Below are 13848 nucleotides of genomic sequence, written 5' to 3' on the forward strand. Positions count from 1 at the left end.
CCGGCATCGCGATCTGGAGGCAAACCGTCCAAGCCAAGCTGGCGTCACACAAAAGCCCGCGAGCCAGGCATGCGCCACCCCGCCCAGGCCCTGACCGCCTCGTTGAGGGTGTTCACCTGCACCGCGACCGTGCTGGCGATGTCGTGGCCGTAGCCGCCGGCCATGCTCAGGGCGACGGGAATGCCACGCTCGCGCAGCGCCGCGAGCACACGGCGGTCGCGCTCCGCCAGGCCGGCGCTCGTCAGCTTGAGCCGACCCAACCGGTCGCCCTCGTGCGGGTCGGCGCCAGCCAGATAGAAGGCCAGGCCGGGCTGGGTTCGGGCGGCCGTGTGGCGGGCCCAGATCTCCTCCAACGCGCGGTCCAGCGCCTCCAGATAGGGCGCGTCGCTGCAGCCGTCGGGCAGTTCCACATCGAGGTCGCTGCGCTCCTTGCGGGCCGGGAAATTCTTGGCACCGTGCATGGAGAAGGTGAACACGCTGTCGTCGCCTTCAAAGATGGCGGCCGTGCCATTGCCTTGGTGCACATCGAGGTCGATGACGAGCACGGGCAGCGTTTCTGTATGACCCAGCTGCTGCCACTCCCGCTGCATCAGGCGGGCGGCCACCGCCACATCGTTGAACACGCAATAGCCCGAGCCACGGTCGGCAAACGCGTGGTGGGTGCCGCCGGCCATATTGGCGGCCACGCCCTCGGCCAGGGCGGCGCGGGCGGCGGCGATGCTGGCGCCGACCGAGTGCAGCGAGCGCGTCGCCATCGAGGGCGACCAGGGGAAACCGATCTCGCGCTGCTGGGTCGGGCTGAGTTCGCCGCGCATCACCGCGTCGATATAGCCCGGCGTGTGCACCAAGGCCAACTCGGCCGCGCTCGCAGCCGGCGCGGCGGCCATCTGCAGCAAGCCAGGGTCGGCCTCGAAATGCTCGCGCAGCAGGCGGTACTTGCTGGCCGGAAAACTATGGCCCGGCGGCAGGGCCAGGCTGTGGGCGTCGGAATGGAAGGCCTGCATGGGGCGAGAGGGTAGCCGCTGCGGCTTTCCCGCTGCTGTCATGGGGCTGTCACCGCCAGGCGCCAAGCTCGGGCTGAAGGCAGGAATTTTGGGCGGCACCCCTAGTTTGTTGCACTGCAGCAAATAACGCTTGCAATGCCGCTCGACATCCCTATACTTCGTTTTGTTGCAGTGCAACATTAAACGCTGTCGAACGATTTCATCCATCGAATCAACGGGGGTCACCCCCCACAAGGAGTGCTCCATGCTGACTACAGAACAAATCATCGCCGCCCACAAAGCCAATGTCGAAACCCTGTTCGGTCTGACCAACAAGGCTTTCGAAGGCGTGGAAAAGCTGGTCGAGCTGAACATGCAAGTGGCCAAGACCGCCCTGGGCGAAGTGGTGGAATCCACCCAAGCCGCCCTGTCGGTGAAGGACGCTCAAGAACTGCTGGCCCTGCAAAGCGCCCTGCTGCAGCCGAGCGCCGAGAAAGCCGCTTCCTACAGCCGTCACCTGTACGACATCGCCACCAGCACCAATGCCGAAGTGGCCAAGGTCGCTGAAGCCCAGATGGCCGACATCCAGTCGAAGTTCTCGGCCGTGGTCGAGAACGCTGCCAAGAACGCACCGGCCGGCACCGAGAACGCCGTCGCTCTGGTGAAGAGCGCTGTGGCCGCCGCAAACAACGCTTTTGAGACCGTGCAAAAGGCTGCCAAGCAAGCCACCGAAGTGGCCGAAGCCAACTTCGAAGCCGCCACCAACAGCGCCGTCAAGGCCAGCCAGACCGCCACCCGCGCTTCCAAGCGCGCTGCTGCCTGAGCGACATCAGTTGTCTCCTCGGCACCGCTGAGGACGGCTGCGGTCGTCTTCAAACGTGCCCTTCAAGCCCAGCATCCGCTGGGCTTTTTTTCGTCTGGCTGCAGAGTTAGGGGCCGGCACAAAGCAGCCTTCTTGTTCTTCCTCGTGAGGCCCTGCAGTTCAGGCCGCCGCCGGGCTCATGGTTCCGGGGTCGGCCCTGGCGGGCCGACTGCCTTGCGCTGCTCGCGCCTCGGGGCTGGCGCATAACTCTCTTCACTCACTGCGTTCGTTTCGTTCAGACAGACGCGCCAAGTCAGAGCTTGAAGCGCGCGGGTACGCGCGCGCCCCAAGGCGCTGCGCTGCTCAGCCCTTCACAAATCGCCCAGCGGCGCCCCGAACTGCAGGGCGCTTGCATCGCGATCGATCTGCCCCTCGACGGTGGAACACGCCACATTCGGAGGTGGCTCGGACTGACGACGGGCGATTTGTGCGCGGCCGAGAGCGCAGCGGAGCGGCTCAGGCGCGCGCCGAAGCTTGCTTCAAGCGCGCTTCAAGCACTGACTCGGCGCCACTGTTTGACCACAGTGAGCGCAGCGAACGGAGGGAGTTTGGCGCCGCTGAGCCGCGCAGTGAGCACCGAGGGGAGTCGGCTCGCAGAGCCGACCCGGGCACCATGAGCACGGCGGCGGGCCGAGCCACCGCAGCGAGGCAAACCAGGCCATCAAACTTCCGCTCTGTGCCGAGTCCGGTCAAAAAACAATGGCTGTCCTAGCCGAATCCTCAGCCCTGCCCCGCCAACACCCCCGGTTGGTCGAGTTGATCGGCCACCAGTTCCAGGCGCAGCAGCGGGTTGTCCAGCTGCATCAGGCGCTGGCGTTCCTCGGGAGGCAGGGGCAGCAGCTCGCACCAGCGGTTGGCCAGCCAGCCGCTGTCGTCCCAGCGATAGGGCGGCTGCACCGGCACATCCACAGCCGCAGCCCCCTGCTCCAGGCTGTGCAGCAGGCTTTGCAACAAGGCGGCCGTGGGCTTGAGGTCGGGCGGCACGGCCACGGCGGCATCGTCGGCCAAGGTCTCGATCTGACCGACCCAGAGCCCGCCGGGCAAGCAGTCGCTGCTGAGCAGACGAAAGCGCTGAGTGCCGCGGCAGCGGATGCGCAGGAGCCCAGCCTGCGCGGTCTCGCAATGCTCGATCTGCGCCAAGGTGCCCACGCTCTGGAAACGTTCTTGCACAAAGGCTTCACCGCGCGCCGGGTCGCGCCGCCGCACCTCACCACCTTCCAGCAAGCTCAGCACACCAAAAGGCCGGCCTTCGCGCCAGCAGCGCTGCACCATGTCGAGGTAGCGCGGCTCGAAGATCTGCAGCTGCAAATAGCCCTCGGGGAAGAGCACGGACTGCAGCGGAAACAAAGGCGTGGCAGATTCGTTGATCACGGGCAGTGCACCTTGGGCCAGGACGCGGCGCCGCCGGCAGCCGCGCCGGTGGCAAGGCCCCAAGCCTAGCCCAGACCGGCAGCAAATCCGGCCGCAGAGGCCTAACGCGATTTTTCAGCGATGCGTGCGCGCAACTGCGGCAGCGCCGCCTGAGCGGCCTCGCGACCCGCCTGGATGGAGCGACGGCGCGCGCTGAAATCGGCACTGCCGACGCCGTCCAGCTTGGGGCGAATCAGCACATCGGCCTCACGCAGCTCAAAGTTGTTGATGCTGCGGCCCATGATGGAGAAGGTCTGCATCAGCATGGGAATGGCGCCCGTGCCCGGCTTTTCCTCCGGCGGCGAGGAGATGTCGACCGCAATCACCAGTTCGGCGCCCATCTGGCGCGCATAGCGCACCGGCACCGGCGCGACCAAGCCGCCATCCACATAGTCGCGGCTGCCAATGCGCACCGGCTGGAACACCGCCGGAACCGAGCTGGACGCGCGCACCGCCACCCCGGTGTCACCACGGCGGAACAAAGAGCCCGAGCCGTCGGACAGGTCGGTGGCGACCACGCCCAGCGGCATGCGCATCTGCTCGATGTTCTTGCCGCCGGTTTTCTCACGCACATATTTGGCCAAGGCCTCGCCGCGAATCAGGCCGCGGGTCGGAAAGGCCCAATCGGTGATGGCGCCCTCGTCCATGTTCTCGGCCAGCGTAGCCAACTCGCGCCCGCCCATGCCCGAGGCATACAAGGCCGCCACCAAGCTGCCGGCCGAGGTGCCGGCCACCAGGTCGACCTTGATGCCCTGCTCTTCCAGCACCTGGATCACGCCGATATGGGCAAAGCCACGCGCCGCCCCGCCGCCCAGGGCCAGACCGACCTTGGGCAGCACCGGCGGGGCCTTGACGACCGGCACGGGCGGTGGCGCCACCGGGTCGGCCGGGGCAGGCGAACTGGGTGAGCTCGGAGGTACAGCGGGGCCGCTGCCGATCAGCGGCAGCTGGGAACAGGCGGCCAGGGCCAAGGCCAGGACGCCCATGGTCAGTCGTGGGAGGTAGGACTTCGCTGCCGAAGCAAGCGGGGCGGAAAACTGGAGCGCGGTCAGAGGCATGGCGCGGATTCTAGGGATACCCTGCAAAACCCCGAATCGGACAGCGCCAGCGGCCGGCCACAATCGCGGCGCCCTCACCGTTTGGCCTCTGCACGGTCATCTGCCATGTCCCTTCCGACCTCCGCCCCGCGCACCTGGCGCCTGATCGTTCGCCGCAGCCTGATCGGCCTGCTCCTGCTGGCCCTGCTCCTGGCCATGACGCTCTGGGCCTTGTTGCGCGCCAGCCTGCCGCAGCTGGACGGCCGCATCGAGCTGCCGGGCTTGAGCGCCCCTCTGAGCCTGGCTCGCGACAGCCTGGGAACGGCCGTGCTGCAGGGCGAGAACCGCCTCGATCTGGCGCGCGGTCTCGGCTTTGTCCATGCGCAGGAACGTTTTTTCGAGATGGACCTGAGCCGCCGTTCGGCCGCCGGTGAGCTGGCTGCCTTGTTCGGGCCGCAGGCCGTGGAACGCGACCAGGAGCGCCGCCTGCATCGCCTGCGCGCGCGCTTGAGTGAACGCCTGGCCGGCATGAGCGACGCCGACCGCGCGCTGCTGCAAGCCTATGCCGGCGGCGTCAACGCCGGCCTGGCGGCCCTGCGTGTGCGACCCTGGCAGTACCTGCTGCTGCGCGCCCAGCCCCAGGACTGGCAGCCAGTGGATTCGCTGCTGGTGATCGGCGAAATGTTCACCATGCTGCAAAGCGGCGGCATCCAAGGCGGCTTCGAGCGCGCCCTGCTGCGAGAGAAAGCAGGAGACACCTTGTTCGACTGGCTGACGCCGCGCGGTGGCGCCTGGGATGCGGCCCTGGACGGCAGCCAGCTGGCGCCGCTGGCCCTGCCCGGCCCGGAGCTGCTCAATCTACAGAAAGCCGCCCATCAGCCCGAAGCCGTGGCGGGCCTGCGACCCCGTGCACCGGAGGACGAGGCCGTGCTGGGCAGCAACAACTGGGCCGTGGCCGGCAGCCGCACCGCCGACGGCCGCGCCATCCTGGCCGACGATATGCACTTGGGCCTGGGCGTGCCCAGCATCTGGTACCGCGCCCAATTGCAGATCGGCCGGGGCGACGGCGCCCTGCGCGCCGCGGGTCTGAGCCTGCCCGGCGCGCCCAGCCTGGTCGTGGGCAGCAACGGCCATGTCGCCTGGGGCTTCACCAATGCCTATGGCCAGTGGTTCGACTGGATCCGGCTGCCGGCCGAGCTGCCTGAAGGGCGGCTGCGCGTCTTCGAGGAAAGCATCGCCGTCAAGGGCGGCGCGGCGCGAACGCTGCGCGTGCAGGAAGTGGACGGCGCGCCCATCATGAAAACCGTTCAGGGCCAACGTTATGCCCTGCGCTGGGTGGCGCACCAGGGCGAGGCCTACAACCTCGGCGTCGACGCCTTCATCCAGGCACGATCACTGGATCAACTGCTGAGCCAGGCGCGCACGGCCGGCTTGCCGCAGCAGAACATGCTGATGGCTGACAGCAAAGGCCAGATCGCCTGGACGGTGGCCGGCCGCCTCTGGAGCGAGTCCGGGCTGGGCAGTCGCTATGCACGTTTCCAAAGCTTGGACACGCCGGCGCGCGGCTGGCTGGCACCGGCCGACTACCCCCTGATCCAGAACCCCAAAGACGGCCAGCTCTGGACCGCCAACAACCGCCAGAGCGCCGGCGCCTGGGGCGAGCTGATCGGTGACGGCGGCTTTGACCTCGGCGCGCGTGCGCGCCAGGTGCGCGAACGCCTGAGCGAGCGGCCGCAGCATGACGAGGCCAGCCTGGGCGCCATCCATCTGGACCACGAGGCGCGCTTCATCAAGACCTGGGCCCGGCGCATCGAGGCCGGCGCTGCCGGCCATGCACCCCATGCCGAGGTGCTGCGCCTGCTGCAGCAATGGAACGGCCAGGCCGCCGCCGACCAGGTCGGCTACCGCCTGGCCCGCAGCGTGCGCCTGCACACGCTGGACGCGCTCTGGCTGGCCTGGACCCGGCCGCTGCTGGGGGCGGAGATGCAGGGCGACGAGAAGACCCGCATGTCCTGGAAGAAGAACTTCGAATACAGCGCGGTGCAGGCCCTGGAGCTCAAGCCCGCCCATCTGCTGCCGCCCGGCTTCAGCAGCTGGCAGGCTTTCGAGCGCAGCCAGGTCGATGCAGCCGTGGCCGAGCTGAGCGAAGGCGGCAAGCTGCCGCTGGCCCAAGCCACCTGGGGCCGGGCCAACCCGAGCCGCATCCAGCATGTGCTGTCGCGCGCGATTCCGGCTCTGGGGCCCTGGCTGGACATGCCGCAAGAGCCCATGGACGGCGACGCCAATTTGCCCCAGGTCATGCAGCAGCGCCACGGCCAGTCGCAGCGTCTGGTCGTATCGCCCGGCCATGAAGACCAGGGCCTTTTGAGCATGCCCGGCGGCCAGAGCGGCCACCCGCTCTCGCCCTATTACGGTGCCGGGCACGCCGACTTCATGCGCGCACGTCCGACGCCCTTGCTGGCCGGCCCAGCGCAGCACCAGCTGGAGGCACGGCCCGCCGCTCGACCCTGAAGGGGGCAAGAACAGGCAAGGCGGTCTCAGCCGCTCTCCGGCCCAAGCTCGCTGTGCGCGTATGGCAGGTGCAGGCCGGCAGCCACAAAAGCGGCAAAGGCTTCGGCCGAAAGCGGCCGGCTGAACAGATAGCCCTGCACCTCGGTGCAGCCCTGGCTGCGCAGGAACTGAAGCTGGTCCAGGGTTTCAACGCCCTCGGCAATCGTGCGCATGCCGAGGCTGTGGGCCATGCTGATGATGGCGCTGACGATGGCGCGGTCCTCGGGGTCGTCGCCGAGGTCGCGCACAAAGCTCTGGTCGACCTTGAGCTTGTAGACCCGGAACTTCTTCAGATAGCTGAGCGAAGAGTAGCCGGTGCCGAAATCGTCGATGGACAGGCGGATGCCACGTTGGTGCAGCTCGCTCATCACCGCAATGGCGCCCAGCGGGTCGCGCATGGCCACGCCCTCGGTCAGCTCCAGCTCGAGCAGCTCGGGCGGCAATTGGACCTGCTCCAGGATGCGCCCGGTCAGCTCCGGCAAGTCGTTATGCCTGAACTGCACCGAGGAGATGTTGACCGACATCACCAGCGGCTCCATGCCGGCATCCAGCCATCGTTTGAGCTGGGCCAGAGCGGTGCGCAGCACCCATTCACCGATGGGGACGATCAAGCCGCTGGCTTCCGCCACTGGAATGAACTCGGCCGGTGAGACCGAACCGAGCTCCGGGTGCTGCCAGCGCAGCAAAGCCTCGGCGCCGATGACCCGGCCGGTCAGCAGCGAGACCTGAGGCTGGTAGACCAGACTCAGCTGTTCGCGCTCCAGGGCTCGGCGCAGCGAATTCTCCAGCTGCAGCACACGCAGCGATTCGGCCTGCATCTGGGCGGTGAAAAAGCGGTAGCTGTTGCGGCCGTCCTGCTTGGCGCGGTACATGGCGATGTCCGCGCATTTGCACAAGGCATCGAAGCTGTCGCCATCGGCCGGGTATATGGCAATGCCGATCGAGGGCGTGACATTGAGCTCGTTCTGCTCAATCTGGAAGGGCTCACCGGCCAGCTCCATGACCTTCTCGGCGACATGGCCGGCCCCGGCCGCATCGGTGCCTGGCAGCACCAGCACGAACTCGTCGCCGCCCAGTCGCGAGACCGTGTCTTGCTCGCGCACAGCGGTCTTGAGGCGGCGCGCCAAGATCTTCAACAGCTCATCGCCAAAGCGGTGGCCCAGGGAATCGTTGACGTTCTTGAAATGGTCCAGGTCGAGAAACACCAGGGCCAGGCTCTCGCCGTGGCGGCGGGCGATCTCGAGCGCCTGGTGGCAGCGTTCGGCCAGCATCACGCGGTTGGGCAGGCCGGTCAGCGCGTCGAAATGGGCCAGGCGCTGGATGTGCGCTTCTGCGCGCTGCTGCTCCAGCACCTTCTGCTCCATGGCCAGCACGGTCTGCTGCAGCTGGCGGGTGCGCTTCTTGATCAGATGCTCGAGTTCGTCCTTGGCCTGGACCAGGGCGCTTTCGGCGTTCTTGCGAGCGCTGATGTCCATGGTGATCCAGATCGAGCCGCGCGAGAGGTCCGTGACATCGATGGCCTTGCTGCGCACCTCGCAGTGCACCGGCGTGCCGTCCTTCTTGCGTAGCAGCAGTTCGCCTTCGAAGGCAAGGCCCTGCTTGAAGGGTTCGTAACAACGCTGGCCGGCGGCCTCCCAGTCGGCATCGGTGAGGTACCACTGGCGCGAGGAGCTGCCGTCCAGCTCGCCATGGGCGTAGCCGAACAGTTGCTCGAAGCTGCGGTTGCAGCGCGTCACGCGGCGCTCGCGCAGGAAGACGATGCCGACCATGGAATGGTCGAGGATCAGGTGCTGCTCGGCAGTGACGGCGGCCAGGGCGTCCTGGGCCAACTTCTGCTCGGTGATGTCGTCGACGATCCAGATCGAGCCCTGGCTGGGGTCCTCCGGCTCGATCAGGCGCCCGGTCATGCTGCTCCAAAACAGCTCGCCGCTGCGCCGCCGCATCTGCCGCTCGGTCTTGTAGCGCTGGCCGCTGGCCAGCACCGGGTAGGCTTCCGCGCCCAACTGCTTGAAGGCGGCCTCGTCAGGGTAGATCTCTATGCTGCTGCGACCGATCGGCACCTGCGAATCGGCATAGCCGAAGATCTCGGCGTAGCGGGCGTTGCAGCGCATGATGACGCGCTGCTTGACGAAGACGATGCCCACGCCGGCATGGGCCAGGATGATGTCGCGCTCGCGCAGTGCCAGCTCGAGCTGGGTGTCGACGTCGGCAATCGGCGCTGGGACTGAGGGCAGGTCTTCGTTCATCGTGGGGCTGTGCGAGCAGGGCGATCCTGGATCAGCGCTCGACTCGCGGGTCGGGAACTGTCCCCTGCGGCTGCCGACTCCGGCCACATCGGGACAGCTGCCAATGTACATGGCCGGCGCGCCATCACGCCGCTTTGTAGGTCTGCAAATGGATGCTTGTTTCGGTGGCACCGATGCCCTTGATCAGGCGCACCCGCTCCAGCACATCGGCCAGCTCGGCCAGAGTGGCCGCGCGCAACTCGGCCAGCAGATCCCAGCGGCCGTTGGTGTCGAACAGGCCCGACACGCCCGGCTCGCCCAGCAAGATGCTGATCACCTCGCGGGTCTTGTTGCCTTCCACAGCGATGCTCATCCAGGCGCAGATCTCATTGGGTGTGACATCGGGCCGCAGGCGCACCGTGTAGCCGACGATGACACCGGCGTCTTCTAGCTTGGCGATGCGGTTGGTGACGGTGCCGCGCGAGACCTTGAGCTTGGCCGCCAGGGTGGCCACGGTGGCACGAGCGTCCAGGCGCAGCAGGGCCATCAGTTGTTGGTCGAGGGTGTCCATGGGGGGGAGGTGAATCGTGAATCGTGAATCGTGAATCGTGAATTGTGGGTCGTGGGTCGTGGGTCGTGAATGGTCGATTCGGAAGCACTCAGCCGGTTTTCACCATTCACGATTCGCCATTCACGATTCACTCCTTCGATCTCATCAAACTGCCATTTCGCCAATCGACTCTACCAAAATGGCAAATCCCCATCACTAATTGATCATTTCTTGCTCTTCTCGCTAGCAGCGAGCTTGGGAAGAATCCATGGCAACAGAACAACGGAGACTTCCCATGACCACTTTGCTGAACACGCAAGACGTCGCCCGAATGGCCCAGACCCTCGGCATGGCCGAGTTTTTCAAGCGCATGGTCGGCTATCTCGAAGCGGACTACCTGCGCTGGAACGAGTTCGACAAATGCGCCCGCGTGGCCAGCCATTCCGAGGACGGCGTGATCGAGCTGATGCCCATCGCCGACGCCAGCCTCTACAGCTTCAAGTACGTCAACGGCCACCCCAAGAACACCCGCGCCGGCCTGCCCACCGTCATGGCCGTGGGTCTGCTGGCGGAGGTGGCCACCGGCCGGCCCGAGCTGCTCAGCGAATTGACGCTGACCACCGCCATCCGCACCGCCGCCACCTCGGTGATGGCGGCCAAGCAACTGGCGCGCAAGAACGCCCGCAGCATGGCCTTGATCGGCAATGGCGCGCAAAGCGAGTTCCAGGCCCTGGCCTTCCACCACCTGCTGGGCATCAGCGAGATCCGCCTCTACGACATCGACCCGGCCGCCACCGCCAAGCTGCAGCGCCACCTGAGCGCCCTGACCGGCCTGCGCCTGATCGCGTGCAAGAGCACGGCCGAGGCCGTGCGCGGCGCCGACATCGTCACCACCGTGACCGCCGACAAGACCAACGCCACCATCCTGACGCCCGAGATGATCGAGCCGGGCATGCACATCAACGGCGTCGGCGGTGACTGCCCCGGCAAGACCGAAATGCACCGCGGCGTGCTGGAAGCCTCCAAGGTCTTCGTCGAGTTCGAGCCGCAATCGCGCATCGAAGGCGATCTGCAGCAGATGCCGGCCGAGTTCCCGGTGACCGAGTTCTGGCGCGTGCTCAAGGGCCTGAGCGCCGGCCGCGACAGCGAAGCGCAGATCACCTTCTTCGACTCCGTCGGCTTTGCCCTGGAGGACTTCTCGGCCCTGCGCCTGCTGCGCGATCTGGCCCGCGAGCTGGGCCTGGGCCAAGACGTCAGCCTGATCCCGCAGATGGCCGACCCCAAGGACTTGTTTGGCCAGTTGGGTCTCGCGACGGCGGCGGCTCCGGTGGCGGTGCAAGCGGCCGCTTGACCCCGCGTTTCAGGGCAGGCCGAGCTTGAACCAGGCCTCGCTGTCCGGCAAGTGCAGCCGGGCGCCGGCTTCCGGCTCGCTGCGCAGGCGCTGAATCTCCGCCTCCAGACGCTGGCGATCGGCCGCTGCCAGGGCCGCCAAAATCATGGGCGCCAAACCCTGAGTTTGGGTCGCGGCTTCCAGGCTGGCCTGCTGGCGCGCCAGCTGCCGGGCGCGGAGCTGCCGCCCAGCCTGCTCCGCCGCCTGGGCCTGGCCCAGGCCACGGCAGACCCGCTCGAGCATCCGGTAAGCCGGCAAGGCGACGACATCGCGCACGCGCAGATTCGCCGGCTCGAACAAGGCGTTCAGCAGCTGCAAAGCCTGATCCAGATCACCGCGGGCCTCGGCCATCAAAGCCAACTCCAGCTGCACTGGCCGGCGCACGGCATGCCAGCCCTGAGCGCCGCCTTCGGCCACGCAGTCTTCAAACATGGCCTGGGCCTCAGCCAAGCGCTGGCTGCGGCGCCAGCAGCGTGCTTGATTGGCCTGCCACATGCAGACCATATAGCGCCCCGGCACCTGCGGCAGCCACTGCTCGGCCCGCGCCGGCAGTCCACGCGCGCGTGCCAAGACCGCATCGGCCAGCTCACTCAAGCCCATGTCCTGGTAGGCGTCATGCAGCGTGCACAGCAGATGCATGGCATTGGACGTGCGGCGCAGCTGCTCGAGCGGCGGGCTGCTTTCGTCGCTGTGATCCAGGGCTTCGAACATGAAACGCTCGGCGGCGACGCCGTCACCCATGCTCAGGTAGGCCATGGCCACCCGTTCCAGGGCCTGCGCCGCCGTCATGCGCTGGCCCAGGGCCAGGGCGTCCTGCACTGCCACATGGGCGGCGCGCAAGGCCTGCTCGGGCATGGCCAGATTGGCGTGAGCGAAGGACATCTTGATCATCAGCTCGGCACGCTCGGCCGAGGCTTGGTCCACCGACAGCAGATCGAGCATGGCAGCGCTGTCCTGCAGCAGCTCGCTGAAACGGTCCAGCCGGGTCAGGCAGTCACCGCGCAGCTGGTAGATGCGGCGCGCCAACGGCCGCAAGCTGGCCGAGCCAGCGGCTTCGAGCACATCCAGCAAGCCGCGCGTGCGGCTGAGCACAGCCTCATAGGCTTCGGCCGCCAACAAGGCCTCGGCCTCATTCAAACTCGCTTCGATCGCCGCAGGCGATCCCAACTCTGATCTCAATGCCATGGCAGGCCCCAAATCTCGTGGTCCTACACCCTGCCCTGCTTCTTATGGCTGGGCAGTTTAGGTGCCACAGCGGCTACTGGACATGGGGGCAAACCGGGGCTGACAGCGGCGACTCAGTCCGGCAGGGCGCGCAAGGCAGCCAGCACCGCGCCGTCCAGCGCCGGTAAGGCCTGCGCCAGCGCGGCCAGCTGGGCTGCGTCGGCCTGTCGCTGGGCGGCCGCCCAGATCGGCGCCGGGAAATGGCTGTCCCAGTCGAAACGAGCGATCACATGCCAGTGAAGATGCGGCACCACATTGCCCAGCGTGGCCAGGTTGACCTTGCGCGGCTGCAGCTGCTCGCGCAAGGCACGCTCGACCGCGATGACAGCGTCCATACAGGCCGTGCGCTCAGCGGCTTCAAGATCACTGAACTCGGCCACATGCGCCTGCCAGATCACGCGGTAAAAGGCCGGAAAGGCCTCATCCAAAACCCGCACCACGCGGTAGCGCGAGCGCTGCAGCAGCAGCTGAACGCCCGCTTCGGGCGGCGCATGAACAGGGTCACGGCACAAAGGGCAATCACTGAGACAAAGCGACATAAGAGCGAGCCCGGGCTGACTAAGATGCGCCGACTGTAGCAATGCCTGCGAGGAGCACGCCCGATGACACCACACCTACAAAATTCGTTGCCGGCTCGGCGGAACTGGCTGCGGCGCCTGGGCCTGCTCGGTCTGCTGAGCCTGGCCGCTAGTGCCCAGGCAGAGAACGGCAACGCGGCGACCTGGCCGAGCCGCTCAATCAAGTGGATCGTGGCCTACCCGGCCGGCGGTGGCTCCGATTTTCTGGCCCGGCAACTGGCGCCGCAGCTGAGCAAGCAGCTCGGCCAGCAGATCCTGATCGACAACCGCCCCGGTGCCGGCGGTGGCATCGGCACCGACGCCGCCGCCAAATCAGCCCCCGATGGCTACACCTGGCTCAGCGGCGACAACGGCGCCATGGTGTTCAACAGCGCCATGTACAAAAAGCTGCCCTATGCCACCAGCGACTTCCAAGCCGTGGGTCTGATGGCTCGCTTCCCCTTGCTGCTGGTGGTGAACCCGCAGGCTGGCTTCAGCAGCGTCGGCCAATGGCTGTCGGATGTGAAGAAAAACCCTGGCAAGTTCAGCTATGCCTCACCCGGTGTGGGCAGCCCGCACCACCTGGCCATGGAATTGTTGAAGGAACGCAGCGGCAGCTTCATCGTCCACGTGCCCTACCGCGGCACCGTCAACGCAGTGCAAGACCTGCTGGCCGGTGTCGTGCCCATGGCCATCCTCGACACCGCCGCCAGCCTGCCGCAGATCCGCGCCGGCAAGCTGCGCGCCCTGGCCGTGCTGAGCAGCAAACGCGTGGCCCAGCTGCCCGATGTGCCGACTTTCGAGGAGCTGGGGCTCAAGGGTGTCGATGTGTCGGCGTGGCAAGGCATGTTCCTGCCCCGGGGCACGCCCGAGGCAGTGAACCAGAAGCTCAGCGCCGAATTGCAAAAGGCCTTGTTGCTGCCCGAGCTGAAGGCCAGGTTGGAAGAGTTTGGCCTGGAAGTCACGCCCGGAGACGCCGCCGGCCTGAGCCGCTTTGTGCAGCAAGAAACCGAGACCTGGCACCGGCTGATCCGCGAGCGCAAGCTGGCGGCGGAGTGAG

Annotated in this window: 11 protein-coding genes; 4 read left to right on the forward strand and 7 right to left on the reverse strand. The window is 67.0% G+C overall.

The genetic code is table 11. The features are described from left to right. Positions 1-44 precede the first annotated feature (44 nt). Entirely contained in the window at positions 45-1004 is a 960-nt protein-coding gene (locus ACQY39_RS21965; RefSeq protein WP_428509892.1) for a histone deacetylase family protein, read from the reverse strand. A gap of 244 nt (positions 1005-1248) precedes the next feature. Here ACQY39_RS21965 and phaP point away from each other — a divergent pair, with 244 nt between their 5' ends. Next, complete coding sequence (gene phaP / locus ACQY39_RS21970; RefSeq protein ID WP_428509894.1) at positions 1249-1806, forward strand: TIGR01841 family phasin; 558 nt, start codon at positions 1249-1251, stop codon at positions 1804-1806. Positions 1807-2565: 759 nt separating this feature from the next. Here phaP and ACQY39_RS21975 read toward each other — a convergent pair. Together ACQY39_RS21975 and ACQY39_RS21980 are read right to left on the reverse strand one after the other, a co-directional pair. Further along, positions 2566-3216 (reverse strand): LON peptidase substrate-binding domain-containing protein, encoded by a 651-nt coding sequence (locus ACQY39_RS21975; protein WP_428509896.1) that lies wholly within the window; start codon positions 3214-3216, stop codon positions 2566-2568. Between the two features lie 101 nt (positions 3217-3317). Next, on the reverse strand, positions 3318-4241 hold the full coding sequence (locus ACQY39_RS21980; protein ID WP_428510907.1) for a patatin-like phospholipase family protein: 924 nt from the start codon (positions 4239-4241) through the stop codon (positions 3318-3320). Between the two features lie 177 nt (positions 4242-4418). Between ACQY39_RS21980 and ACQY39_RS21985 the strand changes: the two genes are divergently transcribed. Further along, complete coding sequence (locus ACQY39_RS21985) at positions 4419-6803, forward strand: penicillin acylase family protein (RefSeq protein WP_428509898.1); 2385 nt, start codon at positions 4419-4421, stop codon at positions 6801-6803. Positions 6804-6829: 26 nt separating this feature from the next. Here ACQY39_RS21985 and ACQY39_RS21990 read toward each other — a convergent pair whose 3' ends face one another. Both ACQY39_RS21990 and ACQY39_RS21995 read right to left on the reverse strand, forming a co-directional pair. After that, positions 6830-9088, reverse strand: a complete 2259-nt coding sequence (locus ACQY39_RS21990) for an EAL domain-containing protein (RefSeq protein WP_428509900.1) — start codon at positions 9086-9088, stop codon at positions 6830-6832. 124 nt (positions 9089-9212) lie between these two features. Beyond that, a complete protein-coding gene (locus ACQY39_RS21995; protein ID WP_263518580.1) occupies positions 9213-9638 on the reverse strand; it encodes an Lrp/AsnC family transcriptional regulator in 426 nt (141 codons plus the stop codon). A gap of 274 nt (positions 9639-9912) precedes the next feature. Here ACQY39_RS21995 and ACQY39_RS22000 point away from each other — a divergent pair, with 274 nt between their 5' ends. Then, complete coding sequence (locus ACQY39_RS22000) at positions 9913-10968, forward strand: ornithine cyclodeaminase (protein WP_428509903.1); 1056 nt, start codon at positions 9913-9915, stop codon at positions 10966-10968. A gap of 9 nt (positions 10969-10977) precedes the next feature. Here ACQY39_RS22000 and ACQY39_RS22005 read toward each other — a convergent pair whose 3' ends face one another. Then, the gene (locus ACQY39_RS22005; protein WP_428509905.1) at positions 10978-12192 is read right to left on the reverse strand and encodes a hypothetical protein; all 1215 of its coding nucleotides are present in this window, start codon (positions 12190-12192) and stop codon (positions 10978-10980) included. A 113-nt stretch (positions 12193-12305) separates the two neighbouring features. Then, on the reverse strand, positions 12306-12770 hold the full coding sequence (locus tag ACQY39_RS22010) for an HIT family protein (RefSeq protein ID WP_428509907.1): 465 nt from the start codon (positions 12768-12770) through the stop codon (positions 12306-12308). A gap of 63 nt (positions 12771-12833) precedes the next feature. On the opposite strand from ACQY39_RS22010, the gene ACQY39_RS22015 reads away from it, so the two are divergent. Beyond that, positions 12834-13847 carry a Bug family tripartite tricarboxylate transporter substrate binding protein gene (locus ACQY39_RS22015; protein ID WP_428509909.1) on the forward strand — a complete coding sequence of 338 codons (1014 nt, stop codon included), beginning with the start codon at positions 12834-12836 and terminating at the stop codon, positions 13845-13847. Position 13848 lies beyond the last annotated feature (1 nt).

This window comes from Roseateles sp. (assembly GCF_965262435.1).
Taxonomy (GTDB): domain Bacteria; phylum Pseudomonadota; class Gammaproteobacteria; order Burkholderiales; family Burkholderiaceae_C; genus Paucibacter_A.

What these genes read in the sequence shown, in the direction of transcription:
- ACQY39_RS21985 (WP_428509898.1), top strand. Translation starts at nt 4,419, where the DNA reads ATGTCCCTTCCGACCTCCGCCCCGCGCACCTGGCGCCTGATCGTTCGC.
- ACQY39_RS21980 (WP_428510907.1), bottom strand. Translation starts at nt 4,241, where the DNA reads ATGGGCGTCCTGGCCTTGGCCCTGGCCGCCTGTTCCCAGCTGCCGCTG.
- ACQY39_RS21990 (WP_428509900.1), bottom strand. Translation starts at nt 9,088, where the DNA reads ATGAACGAAGACCTGCCCTCAGTCCCAGCGCCGATTGCCGACGTCGAC.
- ACQY39_RS22000 (WP_428509903.1), top strand. Translation starts at nt 9,913, where the DNA reads ATGACCACTTTGCTGAACACGCAAGACGTCGCCCGAATGGCCCAGACC.
- ACQY39_RS22015 (WP_428509909.1), top strand. Translation starts at nt 12,834, where the DNA reads ATGACACCACACCTACAAAATTCGTTGCCGGCTCGGCGGAACTGGCTG.
- ACQY39_RS21965 (WP_428509892.1), bottom strand. Translation starts at nt 1,004, where the DNA reads ATGCAGGCCTTCCATTCCGACGCCCACAGCCTGGCCCTGCCGCCGGGC.
- ACQY39_RS22005 (WP_428509905.1), bottom strand. Translation starts at nt 12,192, where the DNA reads ATGGCATTGAGATCAGAGTTGGGATCGCCTGCGGCGATCGAAGCGAGT.
- phaP (WP_428509894.1), top strand. Translation starts at nt 1,249, where the DNA reads ATGCTGACTACAGAACAAATCATCGCCGCCCACAAAGCCAATGTCGAA.
- ACQY39_RS22010 (WP_428509907.1), bottom strand. Translation starts at nt 12,770, where the DNA reads ATGTCGCTTTGTCTCAGTGATTGCCCTTTGTGCCGTGACCCTGTTCAT.
- ACQY39_RS21995 (WP_263518580.1), bottom strand. Translation starts at nt 9,638, where the DNA reads ATGGACACCCTCGACCAACAACTGATGGCCCTGCTGCGCCTGGACGCT.